17 protein-coding genes are annotated in these 16294 nt (G+C 71.4%); 8 read left to right on the plus strand and 9 right to left on the minus strand.

The window, feature by feature from the left end; genetic code table 11:
* From gndA to ACTHNQ_RS20015, 3 genes are all read right to left on the minus strand, one after another.
* Positions 1-830 (minus strand): NADP-dependent phosphogluconate dehydrogenase (gndA, locus tag ACTHNQ_RS20005; protein ID WP_440335688.1); only part of this gene is annotated, 830 nt, incomplete at its 3' end.
* A 201-nt stretch (positions 831-1031) separates the two neighbouring features.
* Complete coding sequence (locus tag ACTHNQ_RS20010) at positions 1032-1556, minus strand: gluconokinase (protein ID WP_440335674.1); 525 nt, start codon at positions 1554-1556, stop codon at positions 1032-1034.
* 8 nt (positions 1557-1564) lie between these two features.
* On the minus strand, positions 1565-2962 hold the full coding sequence (locus tag ACTHNQ_RS20015) for a GntP family permease (RefSeq protein ID WP_440335675.1): 1398 nt from the start codon (positions 2960-2962) through the stop codon (positions 1565-1567).
* 148 nt (positions 2963-3110) lie between these two features.
* On the opposite strand from ACTHNQ_RS20015, the gene ACTHNQ_RS20020 reads away from it, so the two are divergent.
* Positions 3111-3830: a FadR/GntR family transcriptional regulator gene (locus tag ACTHNQ_RS20020; protein WP_440335676.1), complete on the plus strand. Its 720-nt coding sequence runs from the start codon at positions 3111-3113 to the stop codon at positions 3828-3830.
* A gap of 3 nt (positions 3831-3833) precedes the next feature.
* Here ACTHNQ_RS20020 and ACTHNQ_RS20025 read toward each other — a convergent pair whose 3' ends face one another.
* Entirely contained in the window at positions 3834-3956 is a 123-nt protein-coding gene (locus ACTHNQ_RS20025) for a hypothetical protein (protein ID WP_018172340.1), read from the minus strand.
* A gap of 266 nt (positions 3957-4222) precedes the next feature.
* Between ACTHNQ_RS20025 and ACTHNQ_RS20030 the strand changes: the two genes are divergently transcribed.
* Positions 4223-4858 carry a 50S ribosomal protein L25/general stress protein Ctc gene (locus tag ACTHNQ_RS20030; protein ID WP_440335677.1) on the plus strand — a complete coding sequence of 212 codons (636 nt, stop codon included), beginning with the start codon at positions 4223-4225 and terminating at the stop codon, positions 4856-4858.
* Positions 4859-4921: 63 nt separating this feature from the next.
* Here ACTHNQ_RS20030 and ACTHNQ_RS20035 read toward each other — a convergent pair whose 3' ends face one another.
* Positions 4922-5560, minus strand: a complete 639-nt coding sequence (locus ACTHNQ_RS20035) for a TetR/AcrR family transcriptional regulator (protein WP_440335678.1) — start codon at positions 5558-5560, stop codon at positions 4922-4924.
* Positions 5561-5717: 157 nt separating this feature from the next.
* On the opposite strand from ACTHNQ_RS20035, the gene ACTHNQ_RS20040 reads away from it, so the two are divergent.
* The 4 genes from ACTHNQ_RS20040 to pth all read left to right on the plus strand — a co-directional run bounded on the left by ACTHNQ_RS20040 (position 5718) and on the right by pth (position 8359).
* Positions 5718-6311, plus strand: a complete 594-nt coding sequence (locus ACTHNQ_RS20040) for a DUF6230 family protein (protein ID WP_440335679.1) — start codon at positions 5718-5720, stop codon at positions 6309-6311.
* 83 nt (positions 6312-6394) lie between these two features.
* Entirely contained in the window at positions 6395-6964 is a 570-nt protein-coding gene (locus ACTHNQ_RS20045) for a DUF6114 domain-containing protein (protein WP_440335680.1), read from the plus strand.
* Positions 6961-7713, plus strand: coding sequence for a hypothetical protein (locus tag ACTHNQ_RS20050; RefSeq protein WP_440335681.1), 753 nt, complete (start codon positions 6961-6963; stop codon positions 7711-7713). The genes ACTHNQ_RS20045 and ACTHNQ_RS20050 overlap by 4 nt, the downstream gene beginning before the upstream one ends.
* 58 nt (positions 7714-7771) lie before the next feature.
* Positions 7772-8359 carry an aminoacyl-tRNA hydrolase gene (pth, locus tag ACTHNQ_RS20055; RefSeq protein ID WP_440335682.1) on the plus strand — a complete coding sequence of 196 codons (588 nt, stop codon included), beginning with the start codon at positions 7772-7774 and terminating at the stop codon, positions 8357-8359.
* 30 nt (positions 8360-8389) lie between these two features.
* On the opposite strand, the gene ACTHNQ_RS20060 is transcribed toward pth, so the two are convergent.
* Positions 8390-9040: a hypothetical protein gene (locus tag ACTHNQ_RS20060; RefSeq protein WP_440335683.1), complete on the minus strand. Its 651-nt coding sequence runs from the start codon at positions 9038-9040 to the stop codon at positions 8390-8392.
* A gap of 78 nt (positions 9041-9118) precedes the next feature.
* Between ACTHNQ_RS20060 and mfd the strand changes: the two genes are divergently transcribed.
* The gene (gene mfd / locus ACTHNQ_RS20065) at positions 9119-12760 is read left to right on the plus strand and encodes a transcription-repair coupling factor (protein WP_440335684.1); all 3642 of its coding nucleotides are present in this window, start codon (positions 9119-9121) and stop codon (positions 12758-12760) included.
* A 56-nt stretch (positions 12761-12816) separates the two neighbouring features.
* Here mfd and ACTHNQ_RS20070 read toward each other — a convergent pair whose 3' ends face one another.
* On the minus strand, positions 12817-13014 hold the full coding sequence (locus tag ACTHNQ_RS20070) for a hypothetical protein (RefSeq protein WP_018172333.1): 198 nt from the start codon (positions 13012-13014) through the stop codon (positions 12817-12819).
* Positions 13015-13225: 211 nt separating this feature from the next.
* Entirely contained in the window at positions 13226-14584 is a 1359-nt protein-coding gene (gene gdhA, locus ACTHNQ_RS20075; protein WP_440335685.1) for an NADP-specific glutamate dehydrogenase, read from the minus strand.
* Between the two features lie 152 nt (positions 14585-14736).
* Here gdhA and ACTHNQ_RS20080 point away from each other — a divergent pair, with 152 nt between their 5' ends.
* Entirely contained in the window at positions 14737-15336 is a 600-nt protein-coding gene (locus ACTHNQ_RS20080; RefSeq protein ID WP_440335686.1) for a gamma carbonic anhydrase family protein, read from the plus strand.
* 21 nt (positions 15337-15357) lie between these two features.
* Here the strand turns inward: ACTHNQ_RS20080 and ACTHNQ_RS20085 are convergent.
* Positions 15358-16294 (minus strand): phosphoenolpyruvate carboxylase (locus ACTHNQ_RS20085; RefSeq protein WP_440335687.1); only part of this gene is annotated, 937 nt, incomplete at its 5' end.

Raw genomic sequence — 16294 nt, forward strand, 5'->3', positions numbered from 1 at the left:
AGCGAGCGGGCGAAGGTCGCCTCGGCGATGCCCGACACCGGCACGCCCAGCGACAGCGCGGTCTGCACGGTCCAGGCACCGGTGCCCTTGGCGCCGGCCTGGTCGAGGATCACGTCGACGAGCGGCTTGCCCGTCTCGGCGTCGACCTGGCGCAGCACCTCGGCGGTGATCTCGATGAGGTAGGACTCGAGCTCGCCGCGGTTCCACTCGGCGAAGACCTCGGCGATCTCGGCGGGGGACTTGCCCGTGCCGCGGCGGATGAGGTCGTAGGCCTCGGCGATGAGCTGCATGTCGGCGTATTCGATGCCGTTGTGCACCATCTTGACGAAGTGGCCGGCGCCGTCGTGGCCGACGTGGGTGACGCAGGGCTCGCCCTCGGCGACCGCGGCGATCGAGCGCAGGATCGGGCCGAGCGTGACCCAGGACTCGTCCGAGCCGCCGGGCATGAGCGACGGGCCGAGAAGTGCGCCCTCCTCGCCGCCCGAGACGCCCATGCCGACGAAGTTGACGCCGGTCTCGCGGACGGCCTTCTCGCGACGGATGGTGTCGGTGAACAGTGCGTTGCCACCGTCGACGATGATGTCGCCGGGCTCGAACACCTCCAGCAGCGAGTCGATGACGGCGTCCGTAGGAACGCCGGCCTTGACCATGATGATCGCGGTGCGGGGCTTCTGCAGCGACGCGGCGAACTCCTCGTACGAGAACGAGGGGACGAAACCCGCCTCGGGGTGCTCGGCGACGAGCTCGTCGGTCTTGGCGCGGCTGCGGTTGTACACCGCGACCGTGTTGCCTTCACGCGAGGCGAGGTTGCGGGCGAGGTTCGACCCCATCACCGCAAGACCCACCACGCCGATGTTCGCTGCGTTCTCGGACACTCGAGCTCCTGTCTTCTCTGCTACTTCAGCCTAGAGTCTGGCCTGCGCGTGTTACACGGGACGGCCGGGCGGTCACGCCGGACGACCGTCCGGAGTGGGGGAGGGGATCGGGATGCCACGGCTCGCGGCTGATGGGACGAGCCTAGCCCCGTCGGGTCAGTCCCGGCCGATCGCCGCCGCGATGAGAGCGGCCTGCTCGGCGGGCGGAAGCGCGACATCGATGACGATCGCCTGCTCGTCGGCAGCGGGCGGTTCCAGTGCCGCGAACTGGGAGTCCAGGAGGGCCGGCGGCATGAAATGGCCCTGGCGCTGCATGAGGCGCTGGAAGACGAGCTCGGGCGTGCCGGCGAAGTGCACGAACACCACGCCGTCGCGACGCAGGATGTCGCGATAGCTGCGCTTGAGCGCCGAGCACGTGATGATCCCGGGCTCGCCGGCGGCGATGCGCTCGTCGATCCAGGCGGCCACGATGTCCAGCCAGGGAAGGCGGTCCGCGTCGGTGAGCGCGTGACCGCGGCGCATCTTCTCGACGTTGGCGGCCGGGTGCAGGTCGTCGCCCTCCTGAAAGGGCCACCCCAGTCGGCCCGCCAGCATGGCGCCGACCGTGGACTTGCCGGTGCCCGACACCCCCATGAACACGAGCACGGGAGGGCGGCCGGCCGCCGGCATCCGCTCATCCATAGCCGCGATCATACGAACACGCTCACGAGCAGCACACCGCCGAGGCCCACCACCGAGATGAGGCACTCGAGCACGGTCCACGACTTGAGCGTCTGCGAGATGCTCAGGCCGAAGTACTCCTTTATGAGCCAGAAGCCCGCGTCGTTCACGTGCGACAGGAACACCGATCCCGAGCCGATGGCCAGCACGAGCAGCGCGGTCATCGCCGGGTCCAGGCCCTCGGTGAGGGGCTGCAGGATGCCGGCGGCCGTGATCGTCGCGACGGTCGCCGAACCGGTGGCGATGCGGATGACCGCGGCGACGAGCCACGCCAGGAACAGGATCGACAGGCCCGACCCGGCGATGAGGTCGGCGATGACGTCGCCGATGCCGGTGTCGACGAGGACCTGCTTGAACCCGCCGCCGGCGCCGACGATGAGGAGGATGCCGGCGATCGGGCCGAGCGAAGAGCCCACGGACTGCGTGATCCGGGTGCGGTCGAACCCGGCGCCGCGACCGAGCACGAAGAAGCCGACGATCACGGCGAGCAGCAGCGCGATGACGGGCGTGCCGAGGAAGTCGATGGCGACCTTGACGGGCGCCGTGGAACCCGGCGCGACGATGTCGGCGATCGCGCGGCCAAGCATGAGGACGACGGGCAGGAGGATGCTGGCGAGCGTCGCGCCGAACGACGGCCGGCGCGTCTGCTGCTCGCCCTCGTCCTCTGCGGTGACGAAGAGGGCGGGGACGGGCACGCGCACCCAGCGTGCGGCGAGGTTCGCGAACAGGGGTCCCGAGATGATGACGGCGGGGATCGCGACCAGGACGCCGAGGGCGAGCGTCACGCCGAGGTTCGCGCCGAGGATGTCGATGGCCGCGAGCGGGCCGGGGTGCGGAGGCACCAGTCCGTGCATCGCCGACAGGCCGGCGAGCGTGGGGATCGCGATCTTCATCAGGGGGAGGCCGGAGCGCCGCGCGACGAGGATGATGACCGGCACGAGCAGGACGAGGCCGACCTCGAAGAACATCGGCAGGCCGATGATCGCGCCGATGAGCCCCATGATCCACGGCAGGCTGCGGGGCGTGGCGCGGGCGACGAGGGTGTCGACGATTCGATCGGCGCCGCCCGAGTCGGCCAGGAGCTTGCCGTAGATCGCACCGAGGGCGATCAGGATCCCGACGCCGCCCATCGTGGTGCCGAAGCCGGTGGTGAAGCTGAGGATCGTCTGCGCGGCGTCGAATCCCGCGACGACGCCCGTGGCGATGGCGCCGATCATGAGGGCGAGGAAGGGGTGCATCTTCAGCCATGTGATGAGGACGACGATGATCGCGATCCCGACGGCGGCGGCGGTGAGCAGCTGCCAGGGCGGTGCGACCGGGGTCGTGTCTGCGGCGGCGGCCGCGGCGAAGAGTCCGGTGAGGTCCATGAGCATCCTTGGTCGGTACGGGGCGGTCCTTTGACCCGCTGTCCGAAGTAGTCTGACAAATCAGCTCTAGTGTGTCAATAAGTCCGACATAAAATCACAGATGCCGAGAATGCCGGACGAGATCGGCCCCATGCGGCATGATCGGACCATGTCGGACACCACCCACGGCAGCCCCGTCCACGATGCGCTCGTCGAGCGCGTCGGCGCCGCGATCGTGCAGGGCGAGCATCCCGCGGGCACGCGCCTGCTCACCGCCGATCTCGCGGAGTCCTCGGGGGCGTCCCGATCGGCCGCCCGCGAAGCAGTGCGGGTGCTGGAATCGCTCGGGCTCGTGCAGGTTCGCCGCAAGGCGGGGATCGAGGTGCTGCCGGTGGAGCACTGGAACGTGTACGCGCCCGAGGTCATCACGTGGCGGCTGGACGGCCCGGACCGCGACCGTCAGCTGCACGAGCTCGGGGAGCTGCGCGGCGCAGTGGAGCCGCTCGCCGCGCGGTTGGCGGCGGCGAACGCGACGGACGCGCAGCGCGAGGCGCTCGTCGCGGCGGCACTGGCCATGGCACGCAACGAGCAGCGCGCCGACGACGCGGACTATCTCGCCGCCGACGTGCGGTTCCACCGCACGCTTCTACGGGCGTCGGGCAATCCGATGCTGGGGATGCTGGGGGACGTGGTCCAGTCGGTGCTGGAGGGGCGGACGCGCCTGGCCCTGATGCCGCAGGCTGCGAATCCCCAGGCGGTGCGCTGGCACCGTGATGTGGCGTTCGCCGTCGCGGGCGGCGATGCGGAGGCCGCGTTCGAGGCGATGTCGCGCATCGTCGGAGAATCCGACGCCGCCATCGGCGAGGCGGCCGAGGCGGATCGCGCGTAGCTGTCAGTCCTTGCGGTAGCCCGAGCGGCCGAGGCCCCAGAAGGCGAGGACGGTGCCGACGGTGCCGACCAGGGCCATCGCGCCGATGATCCAGAGCAGGGCGTGAGACCAGAAGCCGTAATCCATGGGGTCCTCCGTGGGCGGGGAAGCAGGGGCGTCTTCATCGTAGCGGGGGCGCTGGTAGACTCGTGTCGAACTTCGGCGAGGGATGCCTCGTGCCTGCCGTCCGCGGCGGGATGCGGCATCCGTGATCGACGCGGTGGAGCCGGCCCCTGGGGCTTTCCTCACGCGCGCGCGTTCGAGTCGAATGTCAGGCAGATCCTGCCGCCCACATACCCGGGCCCGCCGCGTGCGAGCCAGACAAGGGGCCGCGCGCCCCGCAAGGAGAACCCATGTCGACTGAGACCGACAACAAGGTCGTGGCCGAGTTCCGCGAGAACTTCGGCAAGGGATACGCCCGCCGCCTCCGCGCCGCCGGCAAGATCCCCGCCGTCATCTACGGCCACGGCACCGACCCCGTGCACGTCGCCCTGCCGGGCCACCAGGTGTCGCTGCTCATCCGCCGCGCCAACGCGGTGCTCGAGCTCGACCTCGACGGCAAGTCGCAGCTCACGCTGGTCAAGGACGTCCAGAAGGACCCGGTGCACCAGATCGTCGAGCACATCGACCTCCTCGTCGTGAAGAAGGGCGAGAAGGTCGAGATCGAGGTGCCGATCGTCGTCGTGGGCGAGCCGTTCGCCGGCACCATCGCCAACCTCGACAACGCCACCGTCACGATCCAGGCCGAGGCGACCCACATCCCCGAGCACATCGAGGTCGACGTCGAGGGTCTCGAGGAGGGCGCGCACATCACCGCCGGCGACCTCAAGCTCCCGAAGGGCTCCTCGCTCGTCGCGGACGCCGAGTTGCTGATCGTCGCCATCTCTGTCCCTGCCGCGACCATCGCCGCCGAGGACGAGATCGCAGAGGCCGACGCCGAGGCCGCTGCCGAGCAGTCCGAGGCCGCCGAAGAGACCGCCGCGGAGTAATCCGTCACGAAGGCCCGTCGCGACTCCGGTCGTGGCGGGCCTTCGTCGTACCCGGCCGCGGTCTCAGTCTCCGAAGAGGACGCGGGATGCCGCCGGTTCGAGCCGCTCGGCGATGCCGTGCAGCGACTCCTGGAGGAGTTCCACGAGCTCTTCGTCGCCGAGCTGTTCGCCGATCGCCGCGTCCACGAGCGCCTGCTCGGTGAACGCCAGCCAGCTGCGCAGGCCGATGTGCAGGCGCAGTGACGGCTCGGCGCCCAGCTCGCGGAACAGCGCCACGACCCGCTCGGTCTGCAGCAGTCGGGCCTGCTCCACGACGGCGCGGATCTGGGGGTCGCCACTGGCGGGCCCGCGCACGAGAGAAGAGAACGTGCCCGCATGCGCGCGCACGAACCCGACCGTGCGGCGGAGGGTGTCGGTCAGCCGGGGGAGCGGGGCGAGGTCCGCGTCGGGCTCGGTCGCCTGCAGCATGCTGTCGCCCGCGGTCTTGACGATCTCGCGCTGGAACCCCTGACGCGAGCCGAAGTAGTGGAACAGCAGGGCGCGCGAGACGCCCGCCTCCGTGGCGAGGGCCTCGATGTTGAGCTCGCCCAGGGGGTGTTCGGCGAGGGCGGCCACTCCCAGCGCGATGAGCTGAGCACGGCGTTCGTCGGGCGACAGTCGTGCGCGTCGCGCGGCGGGTGGGTCGTCGACGCTCGCGGCCATGGTCCGAGACTATCGGCGCGGGCTCGGCGGGGCTGCGCGACGCGGAGACGCGATCGTTATTGACTTCGAGTGAATAGCTATTGACGGATAGTCAACAAGGTCCGTAATGTCGCCCTGGCGGCGCGTGCCGCCCACTTCACTGCATCAAGGAGGATCTATGAAGTTCCGCTCGCTCACAGGCTCCCGCCTCGGCAGGGTCGCCCTCGCGGCGGTGCCGGTCGGCGTCGCCGCCAGCCTCGTCATGGCCGGTGTGGCAAACGGCGCCGTCCCGGTCTCGTTCGCCGTGTCGGGGAGCCAGTTCAAGATCGCCGCGGCCTCGCTCGACGGCACGGCGTTCTCGCAGTACGCCGGCGTTGCGGCCGAGAAGAACGGCACGCCGCACCCGGTCGCCATCTCGAACATCGGCAGCGCGTCGCTGTCGGACCTCTGCCAGTCGGTCGTCACCGACACTCCGCTCGGCAAGGTCGGCCTGCTCATCTCGGCGGGCGGCGGCGGCAACCCGGCCACCGCGACCGACCTGCAGATCGGCCTCACCGACCTGCAGGGCGACGCCACGTTCGGCAAGATCCGCATCGGCGTCGACGCGTCGACCGTCAACACCCCTGCCAAGGGCGAGGCCGGCGGCTTCGCGCAGGATGCCGACACGATAAAGATCTCGGGTCTGAAGCAGACGGCCTGGAGCACGCAGGCCGGCGTCTTCACACTCAACGGCCTGCACCTGCAGCTGACCAACGGCAAGGAATGCTTCTGAGCCCGCGCCCGCTCGGGCGTTGACCCGCGGGGCGGGCCGGCCGCCCGCCCCGCACCCCTGCACGACGACGAAGGAGTCATCCGATGCATCAGACCGACCCCGACGAGCAGACCGCCGACCTCGACGAGCTGCTCGACACCCGCGCCTCGCGAGCCGCGGCCGCGTCGACGAGCGGCGGCGCGTCCGCCTGGTTCCGCTCACGCCCCGTCATCGGCGGCGGCATCGCCGTCCTCGGCGCCGTCGCGATGCTGCTGTCGACGCAGCTGGACCTCGGCAACATCATGGTCCACGTCGGGATCGAGGGCATGCAGGCCACGATCCTGCCGATCATCATCGCGCTGGCGGGGATCCTCGCCGTCGCGATGCCGGCGCACCGCATCTTCTACGGCGTGATCGTGCTGGTCGGCTCGGTCTACTCTCTCGTGGCGGTGAACCTCGGCGGCTTCTTCGTCGGCTTCCTGCTCGGATGCGTCGGCGGCGTCATGGTCGTCTCGTGGGCGCCGCGCGCCGCGGCGGCAGAGCCGGAGAGCGCGGATGCCGCGGCGGACGCCGCACCGCTGCCGGCCGCCGGAGACGTCGATGCCGCGATCGCCGACGGCTCGCACTCCGCCGACGAGGCGCGCGGCATGCCCGTCGCGGAGGGGCGGGCATGAGGCGCGTCCGTCCTCTGCCGGCCGCGCTGGCGGCGACGCTCGTCGTGCTGCTCGTGACCGGCACCGGCCAGGCCGCCTCGGCGCTGCCCGTCGCCGCCGCCGCCGCCGACGAGGGATGCCTCATCCCGAATCCGCTCGGGCCGCTGTTCGGGCTGAGCGACTGCGCGGTGCCGTCGCCGGGTGCAAACCCGACGCCGACGCCGACGCCGACCCCTTCCGGCACACCGCCCGGTGAGACGGTGCGCGATGACGGCGCCGGGGGAGAGGCATCCACTCCGCCGCCGGCCGAGCCGACGACCCCGGCACCCCAGGAGGGGCTGCCGCTCGCACCGCTTGACGAAGGTGCACCGGTGTTCACGGGCGACCCCGCCACGCTGTCGGGCGACGGGCTGTCGATCCAGGGGCTGAACGGCATCGCGATCGTGAGCGTGCGTCTGGCCGACGGCAGCATGGAGCGGGCCATCCGGCTGAGCGCCGACCGCATCGTCGTCGACGGCTTCCGTCTCGACGTGCCGTCGGGGGAGGGCGGTCTGCGCAACACCGCGACGACCCTGACGGTCGAAGGGCGCGTGGTCGTGTACACGCCGTCGATCCGGGGGATCCTGGCGGACGGCACGGAGCGGATCATCGACACCCTCACGACTCCGACCGCCGACGAGCTCGCCTCGCTGACCCGGCTGACGCTCCCGCTGCGCGGCATGCTCGCCGACAGCATCGCCTACGACGACTCGCATCAGGCCACGTTCTGAGCGGGTACGCTCGTCTGGGCTCGCGGCGATCTCGGCGCGCGCCGGAGAGGACGTCGGTATGGCCGAGAACACGTGGCTGGTCGTCGGGCTCGGCAACCCCGGACCCCGGTACGAGCTGACCCGCCACAACGTCGGCCAGATGGTCGTCGACGAGCTCGCGGGCCGTCGCGGCGAGACGTTCAAGGCGCACAAGGCGAACGCCCGGGTCGTCGAGACCTGGCTGCGTCCGGGCGGGCCCAAGATCGTCCTCGCGAAGGCGAACACGTTCATGAACGTGTCGGGCGGCCCCGTGGCGGGGCTGGCCAAGTTCTACGGCATCGATCCGGGCCACGTCGTGGTGGTGCACGACGAGCTCGACATCCCGTTCGACACGATCAAGCTGAAGGTGGGCGGCGGCCACGGCGGCCACAACGGCGTGCGCGACATCGCGAAGGCACTCGCCACCCCGGAGTTCCCCCGTGTGCGGGTCGGGATCGGCCGCCCGGCCGGTCGGCAGGATCCGGCGGACTGGGTGCTCGACCCGTTCGGCGCCGCCGAGCGCAAGAATCTGCCGATCCTGATCGGCGACGCCGCGGACGCCGTCGAGCAGCTGGTCGACGAGGGACTTCTCGCCGCGCAGCAGAAGCACCACGCCCCGCGACCCTGAGTCGGTCGGAGCGCAACGCGTGCCAGGCGGTCAGCCGCCGATGCCCGTGCCCGCGGCGGCGCCCGCGGTGAGGAAGCCCTGCACGAGGCCGCCGAACACGATGGGGCCGAGGGCGGCGACGACGATCGCGGTGATCCCGGTGGCGCGTCCGCGGCCGGTGACGGTGGCGACGATGCCCTGCACGAGCGCCCACACGCCGACGATCGTCCCGATCCAGAACGACACCTCGCCGAGCAGCACCCAGTCGCGGACGGGCGTGAGGATCGACCAGTCCCACGAGCCCCCCGCCGGAAGGTTCGCAAAGCCCTTCCCGGCTCCGAGCCCGATGTTGAAGGCGGCGATCGCGCCGAGCAGGCCGGCGCCCACCGTGGCGATCAGCGCGAGCACGAGGGCGATGAGACCCAGTGCGCCCCCGCGGCGGACCGGTGCCGGCTGACCGTACGTCGGCTGCCCGTGGGGGACGGCGGATGCCGGTGCCGCCGGCATCCCGTATCCCGGAGGCGGCGCGTAGCCCTGGGGCGGTGCGTACCCCTGCGGCGGCGCATAGGCTCCCGGCGGCGCGGCGGGTGCACCGGGAGGTGCGGCAGGAGCGCCCTGCGGGACGCCGAACGGCGGCGCGGCCGGCGGCGCCCATCCGCCCGGCGGGACGGGCGGCTGCTGCGGTGCGTCAGGGGTCGTCACGCCCTCATCCTAGGAGCGAGCACGGTCGGGGCGTGGCCGGCGGGCCGCGATGTCGGCGGCGCGCCGTAGACTCGTGCGGTGACAGTTCCCGGGATCGTGCGCGCCCTCGAACAGGCGGAAGCCTTCCGGGACGCGGTGGCCGCGGCATCCATCGATGCCGATTTCTCCCTCGTCGAAGGACTCGACGCTCCGCTGCTGGCGGCCCTCCTCGAGAAGCGGCGCGCTGCGGGCCGGCCGCCGGTGATCCTGCTCGTCGCGCCCACCGGCCGCCGTGCCGAATCCCTCGGGCCGGCGCTGGGAGCGCTGATGCCCGGGGCCGAGGTGCTGCACTTCCCGGCGTGGGAGACGCTGCCGCACGAACGGCTGAGCCCCAGCACCGAGACGGTGGGCGCACGGCTCGAGATCCTGTCGCGCATCGCGCGGTGGGACTCCGCGACCCCGCTCGTCATCACGGCGTCGGTGCGCGGCGCGCTGCAGCCGCTGGCGGCGGGTCTGGCCGACATCGCTCCCGTCGAGCTCGTCATGGGCGCGCGCGGGCAGGAGCTGGGCGACGTCGTCACCCGCCTGGTGGAGCTGGCCTACCACCGGGTCGACATGGTGTCGCGCCGCGGCGAGTTCGCCGTGCGCGGCGGCATCCTCGACGTCTTCCCGCCGACCGCGCCGCATCCCTACCGGGTCGAGTTCTTCGGCGACGAGGTCGACGAGATGCGCGCCTTCTCGGTCGCCGACCAACGATCGCTGCCCGGCGAGGTGCGCGAGGTCACGCTCATGCCCGGCCGCGAACTGCTGCTGACCGACGCCGTGCGCGCTCGCGCCCGTCAGCTGAAGGACGAGTTCCCCGGGCTCACCGGCATGCTCGAGAAGATGGCCGAGGGCATCCCCGTCGAAGGCATGGAGTCCCTCCTTCCTGCCGTGGTCGAGAGCCTCGTCACGCTGGCGGATTACCTGCCCGAGGGCGCGGCGGTCGCCCTCGTCGACCCGGAGCGCGCCGTCACGCGGGCCATCACGCTGGGCGAGACGAACCGGGAGTTCCTCGACGCCGCGTGGAGCGCCGCCACCGCCGGCGCCTCCACCCCGGTGGACCTGGGCGCGGGCGACTTTCTGTCGCTCCCGGAGCTGCGGTCGGCCGCGCACGCCCGCGGCGGCGTGTGGTGGACCCTCAGCGCCTTCGATTCCGGAGAGGCGGATGCCGCCGCCGAGGGCCTGCTCGACGGCCCGATCAGCAGCGACATCGACGTGGCGCTGGAGGCGTCGGCCGCGATCCGCGTGCCCGGTACCGCCGTTCCCTCGTTCCAGGGCAACGTCGAGGGCGCCACGGACCACGTGGGGGCCCTCCTCGCCGACGGCTGGCGCGTCGTGATCGCGGCATCGGGAACCGGTCTCGTCGAGCGCGCCCGCGACGTGCTCGCCGAGCGCGGCATCGCGGCTCGCAAGGTCGACGAGGTGCTGCACGCCCCTGAGCCCGGCGTCGCGCACGTCGTCGTGAGCGTCCTCGAGCGCGGCTTCGAGGCGCCCGACGCGAAGCTCGCGGTGCTCACCGAGTCGGAGTTCTACGGCCGCACGATCGGCGGCGACACCCGTGTCGTCAAGAAGCTCGCGTCGCGCCGCAAGGCCGTCGTCGACCCGCTGCAGCTGAAGGCCGGCGACTATGTCGTGCACGCCACGCACGGCATCGGCAAGTTCGTCGAGCTGACTCAGCGCGAGGTGTCCAGTGGCGGGCGCAACGCGGTCAAGAGCGTCCGCGAGTACCTCGTGCTCGAATACGCGCCGTCCAAGCGCGGCTACCCGGGCGACAAGCTCTTCGTCCCCACCGACCAGCTCGACCTGCTGTCGCGCTACGTCGGCGGCGAGGCGCCCACGCTCTCGAAGATGGGCGGCAGCGACTGGGCACAGGCCAAGAGCAAGGCCCGCAAGGCGGTGCGCGACATCGCCGTCGAGCTGGTCAAGCTGTACTCGGCGCGCATGGCGTCGAAGGGCCACGCGTTCGGCCCCGACACGCCCTGGCAGCGCGAGCTGGAAGAGGCGTTCCCGTTCGCCGAGACCCCCGATCAACTGCAGACCATCGACGAGATCAAGGCCGACATGGAGAAGCCGATCCCGATGGACCGGCTGCTGTCGGGCGACGTCGGCTTCGGCAAGACCGAGGTCGCCGTGCGCGCTGCGTTCAAGGCGATCCAGGACGGCAAGCAGGTCGCGATGCTCGTGCCCACGACGCTGCTCGTCAAGCAGCACCTCGAGACCTTCGCCGAGCGGTTCGCCGGGTTCCCCGTCAAGGTGCGGCCGCTGTCGCGGTTCCAGACCGACAAGCATGCGCGCGAGACGCTCGCGGGGCTCGCCGACGGCACGGTCGACATGGTGATCGGCACGCACCGCATCCTCACCGAGAATGTCGTCTTCAAGGACCTCGGGCTCATGATCATCGACGAGGAGCAGCGGTTCGGGGTCGAGCACAAGGACCAGCTCAAGAAGCTCAAGACGAACGTCGACATCCTGGCGATGAGCGCGACGCCGATCCCGCGCACTCTCGAGATGGCGGTCACCGGCATCCGCGAGATGTCGACGCTGCAGACGCCGCCCGAGGACCGGCATCCGATCCTGTCGTACGTCGGTCCGCGCAACGACAAGCAGATCGCCGCCGCGATCCGTCGCGAGCTGCTGCGCGAGGGACAGGTGTTCTACGTCCACAACCGCGTGCAGTCCATCCAGCGCGTCGCGGCCGAGCTCGCCGAGCTCGTGCCCGAGGCGCGCATCGCCGTGGCGCACGGGCAGATGGGCGAGCACATGCTCGAACAGGTCGTGGACGACTTCTGGGAGCGCAAGGCCGACGTCCTGGTGTCGACGACGATCATCGAGACGGGTCTCGACATCTCGAACGCCAACACGATCATCATCGACCGTGCCGACAAGTACGGCCTGAGCCAGCTGCACCAGCTGCGCGGCCGTGTCGGCCGGGCCCGAGAGCGCGCGTACGCGTACTTCCTCTACGACGACATGAAGCCGCTCAGCGAGACCGCGGCCGACCGCCTGGAGACGATCGCGGTCAACAACGATCTGGGCTCGGGCATGCAGGTGGCGCTCAAGGACCTCGAGCTCCGCGGCGCCGGCAACCTGCTGGGCGCGGAGCAGGCCGGGCACATCGCCGGGGTCGGCTTCGACCTGTACCTGCGGATGATCGGCGAGGCCGTCGCCACGTTCCGTGGCGAAGAGACCGAGGGGCCGACCGAGCTGCGCCTCGAGCTGCCGGTGCAGGCCCGCATCCCCGAGTCGTACATCGACAGCGAGCGCCTGCGGCTGGAGGCCTACCAGAAGCTGTCGGCCGCAGCATCCGCGACCGCCCCGGCGGCCGACGGCAGCGACGCGATCGACCTGGTGATCGAAGAGCTCACCGACCGCTACGGCGAGCCCCCTGCCGAGGTGGAGGGGCTGCTCGCGATCGCGCGCCTGCGGCGCCGGGCCGCGCAGGCGGGGCTCGCCGACGTCGTCGCGATGGGCCCCAACCTGCGCATCGCGCCCGCCAACCTGCCGGATTCGATGCGCGTGCGCCTGCAGCGCCTGCACCCCAAGGCGAAGCTCGTCGCGGGCGGCGAGGCGATGGTGGTGCCGCTGCCCAGTGCCGGCGGCGAGCCGCTCGGCGACGCCGAGCTGATCGCGTGGGTCGCCCAGTTGCTCGACCAGCTGTGGCCCGAGAAGAAGACCGAGGCTGAGTCCACCGGCGTCTGAGGCGGTGAGGATGCGGGGCGCCCGGCACGGACGCCCCGCATCGGGTCACGCCGGGGTCATGCCCGGGTCGCCGAGAACCGCTGCTGTGCCGCGTCGTACTCGACGACGCGTACACGCAGCTCGACGCCCGGATCGGCCGCCGTACCGCGCACGAGTCCCGGCACGCCGGCGCACTCCACGAGAACGCCGAACGGCACGGCCTTCGTCACCGTCGCGGTGATCACGTCACCTGCGGCGAGGGTCTGCTCGCTCATGCATCCACCCCCTCTCGCTGTCGGGGCGAAGCAGGATGAGCGGATCACGCGCCGGTCGGTCCGCCTTCCCTTGTCGCGCCGCGCTGCGTGTCCGGCACCATCCCGGTCTTCACGGCCGCGACGCTACCAGACGGTCCCGGGCGAAGGGCGCAGAAAGACGGAGAACCGGATGCCGCGGCATCCGGTTCTCCGTCTCGGCGTGGGAGGGAGGTCAGATGACGCCCTGCGCGAGCATCGCGTGCGCGACGCGCTCGAAGCCGGCGCAGTTGGCGCCCGCGACGTAGTCGCCGGGGCGGCCGTACTTCTCGGCGGCGGTGAAGGCGGCGTGGTGCACGTTCGCCATGATGCCGCGGAGCTTGGCCTCGCTGTCGTCGAAGTTCCACCGCTGCCGCGCGGCGTTCTGGCTCATCTCCAGGGCCGACGTGGCGACGCCGCCGGCGTTGGCGGCCTTGCCCGGCGCGAACAGCACGCCGGCGGCCTGCAGCACCTCGACCGCCTCGGGCGTGGAGGGCATGTTGGCGCCCTCGGCGACGGCGCGCACGCCGTTCGCGACGAGCGCCCGGGCGTCGTCGGCGTCCAGCTCGTTCTGAGTGGCGGACGGGATCGCCACATCGACGGGCACGCGCCACGGGCGCTCGCCCTCGACGTACGTCGCGCCGGGGCGGCGGGCGGCGTACTCCGAGATGCGGCCGCGCTCGACCTCCTTGATCTGGCGCAGAAGATCGACGTCGATGCCGGCGTCGTCGAGCACGTAGCCCGACGAGTCCGACGCGGTGACGGCGGTGGCGCCGAGCTGCCGGGCCTTCTCGATCGCGTAGATCGCGACGTTGCCCGAGCCCGAGACGCCGACGCGCCTGCCGTGCAGGGTCTCGCCGTGCACCGCCAGCATCTCTTCGACGAAGAACACCGCGCCGTAGCCGGTGGCCTCGGTGCGCACCTCGGCGCCGCCCCACTGCACGCCCTTGCCGGTGAACATGCCCGACTCGTGACGGTTGGTGATCTTGCGGTACTGGCCGAAGAGGTACCCGATCTCGCGCGCGCCGACGCCGATGTCACCGGCCGGGACGTCGGTGTGCTCGCCGAGGTGGCGGTACAGCTCGCTCATGAACGACTGGCAGAAGCGCATGATCTCGGCGTCTGACCGTCCGTGCGGGTCGAAGTCGCTGCCGCCCTTCGCGCCGCCGATGCCCTGACCGGTGAGCGCGTTCTTGAAGATCTGCTCGAAGCCGAGGAACTTGATGATCGACAGGTTCACCGAGGGGTGGAAGCGCAGTCCGCCCTTGTAGGGGCCGAGCACGGACGAGAACTGGACGCGGAAGCCGCGGTTCACCTGCAGGCGGCCGGCGTCGTCGACCCACGGCACGCGGAACAGGATCTGACGCTCGGGCTCGACGATGCGCTCGAGGATGCCGCCGTCGATGAACTCGGGGTGGGCGTCCAGCACGGGTGCGATCGACTCGAGCACCTCGTGGACCGCCTGGAGGAACTCCGGCTCGTGGGGGTTGCGGGCTTCGACCGTGTCGAGGACGAGGCGGACGCTGTCGTGCGCGGTCAGGGTTGCTGTAGGCATGGGGGTGGAGCTTTCGGAAGGCCAGCAGAAGGGGCGACGTCGTCGGCGCCATTTCACCCTATCGACCGTGCCGACCGGGCCGTCCCGTGTGACGAGCCGCGCGGCGGCTACGCTGGCGGCATCCGATCCGGGCGAGCGGGAGACAGACGACGATGCGTTTCGAGCACCTCGGGGCAGAGCCCCGCATTCATCCCACCGCGGTGGTCGCGGCGACCGCCGTGATCAGCGGCGACGTCGAGATCGGGCCGGACTGCCAGATCCTGCACGGCGCCGTCATCACCGCCGAGGGCGGGGCGATCACCCTCGGGGCGAACGTGATCGTGATGGAGAACGCGCTCATCCGGGCGACCTCGACCAACCCCGTGCACATCGCCGACCACGTGCTGGTGGGCCCGATGGCGAGCGTCTCGGGAGCGGTGATCGAGGACGAGGTGTTCCTGGCGACCGGGACGCGCGTGTTCAACGGCGCTCGCATCGGCGCGCGCAGCGAGGTGCGCATCAACGCGGTCGTGCACCTGCGGACGACTCTGCCGCCCGAGTCGACCGTCCCGATCGGCTGGGTCGCCGTCGGGGACCCGCTCCAGGTGCTGCCGCCCGATCGCCACGAGGAGATCTGGGCCGCGCAGCGCGAGCTCGACTTCCCGGGCTACGTGTTCGGCCTCGACCGCGAGACGCCCGATCTCATGGTGCAGCTGACGGAGCGCTACGGCCGCAGCCTCGCCCGTCACGCCCACGACCGCCGCGTCGACTGAGCCGAACGCCGCCGCGCGGCCTCACCCGGTGTTCTGAAGACCCGCGGCGACGCCCGACACCGACAGCAGCAGCAGGCGCTGCAGCTCGGGATCGACCGGGGCGTCCTGCGGCGCCTCGCGCAGGGCGCGCAGCGCACGCAGCTGCAGCAGCGACAGGGCGTCGACGTACGGGCTGCGCATCTTCACGGCCCGCTGCAGCACCGGCTTGTTGCCGAGCAGCTCGGTGCCGCCGGTGACACGGATGACCCACTCGCGGGTCAGATGCATCTCGTCGCGCACGAGCGCCGCCAGGTCGTCGCGGTCGCCGAGTTCAAGGTAGTGGCGCGCGATGCGGTCGTCCGTCTTGGCGAGGCTCATCGCGACGTTGTCGATGAGCGTGCGGAACAGCGGCCACTCGCGGTACGCCTGCTGCAGCAGCGGCTCGTCGCCGACCGTCTGCAGCGCGGTGCCCAGGCCGAACCATCCGGCGAGGTTGATGCGCGCCTGCGTCCACGCGAACACCCACGGGATCGCGCGGAGGTCTTCGAGGGACTCGACCGACAGGCCGCGGCGGGCCGGGCGCGAGCCGAGGGCGAGCAGGCCGATCTCCTCCATCGGCGTGACCCGCGCGAACCAGGGCGCGAAGCCGGGCGCCTTGACGAGCGAGAAGAAGCGCTCGCGGGACGAGGCGTCCATCGTGACCGCGACATCGGCGTACCGCTCGGCGGCCGCGCGGTTGCGCTCCTCGTTCGAGGGCGCCGAGGCGAGCAGGATGGCGGCGGCGACCTGGTCGATGTGACGGATCGCGATGGCCGGGTCGCCGTAGCGGGCGAAGATGACCTCGCCCTGCTCGGTGAGCTTGAACCGGCCGTCGACCGAGTGCGGCGGCTGCGCCAGGATCGCCGAGTTGGCGGGGCCGCCGCCGCGCCCGAGGGCGCCGCCGCGGCCGTGGAACAGCGTCAGCTCGATGCGCTCCTCG

This window comes from Microbacterium sp. (assembly GCF_051953575.1).
GTDB lineage: Bacteria > Actinomycetota > Actinomycetes > Actinomycetales > Microbacteriaceae > Microbacterium.

Coding starts and splice junctions, on each gene's coding strand:
- ACTHNQ_RS20010 (WP_440335674.1), bottom strand. CDS start 1,556: ATGGATGAGCGGATGCCGGCGGCCGGCCGCCCTCCCGTGCTCGTGTTC.
- ACTHNQ_RS20015 (WP_440335675.1), bottom strand. CDS start 2,962: ATGGACCTCACCGGACTCTTCGCCGCGGCCGCCGCCGCAGACACGACC.
- ACTHNQ_RS20020 (WP_440335676.1), top strand. CDS start 3,111: ATGTCGGACACCACCCACGGCAGCCCCGTCCACGATGCGCTCGTCGAG.
- ACTHNQ_RS20025 (WP_018172340.1), bottom strand. CDS start 3,956: ATGGATTACGGCTTCTGGTCTCACGCCCTGCTCTGGATCATCGGCGCG.
- ACTHNQ_RS20030 (WP_440335677.1), top strand. CDS start 4,223: ATGTCGACTGAGACCGACAACAAGGTCGTGGCCGAGTTCCGCGAGAAC.
- ACTHNQ_RS20035 (WP_440335678.1), bottom strand. CDS start 5,560: ATGGCCGCGAGCGTCGACGACCCACCCGCCGCGCGACGCGCACGACTG.
- ACTHNQ_RS20040 (WP_440335679.1), top strand. CDS start 5,718: ATGAAGTTCCGCTCGCTCACAGGCTCCCGCCTCGGCAGGGTCGCCCTC.
- ACTHNQ_RS20045 (WP_440335680.1), top strand. CDS start 6,395: ATGCATCAGACCGACCCCGACGAGCAGACCGCCGACCTCGACGAGCTG.
- ACTHNQ_RS20050 (WP_440335681.1), top strand. CDS start 6,961: ATGAGGCGCGTCCGTCCTCTGCCGGCCGCGCTGGCGGCGACGCTCGTC.
- pth (WP_440335682.1), top strand. CDS start 7,772: ATGGCCGAGAACACGTGGCTGGTCGTCGGGCTCGGCAACCCCGGACCC.
- ACTHNQ_RS20070 (WP_018172333.1), bottom strand. CDS start 13,014: ATGAGCGAGCAGACCCTCGCCGCAGGTGACGTGATCACCGCGACGGTG.
- gdhA (WP_440335685.1), bottom strand. CDS start 14,584: ATGCCTACAGCAACCCTGACCGCGCACGACAGCGTCCGCCTCGTCCTC.
- ACTHNQ_RS20080 (WP_440335686.1), top strand. CDS start 14,737: ATGCGTTTCGAGCACCTCGGGGCAGAGCCCCGCATTCATCCCACCGCG.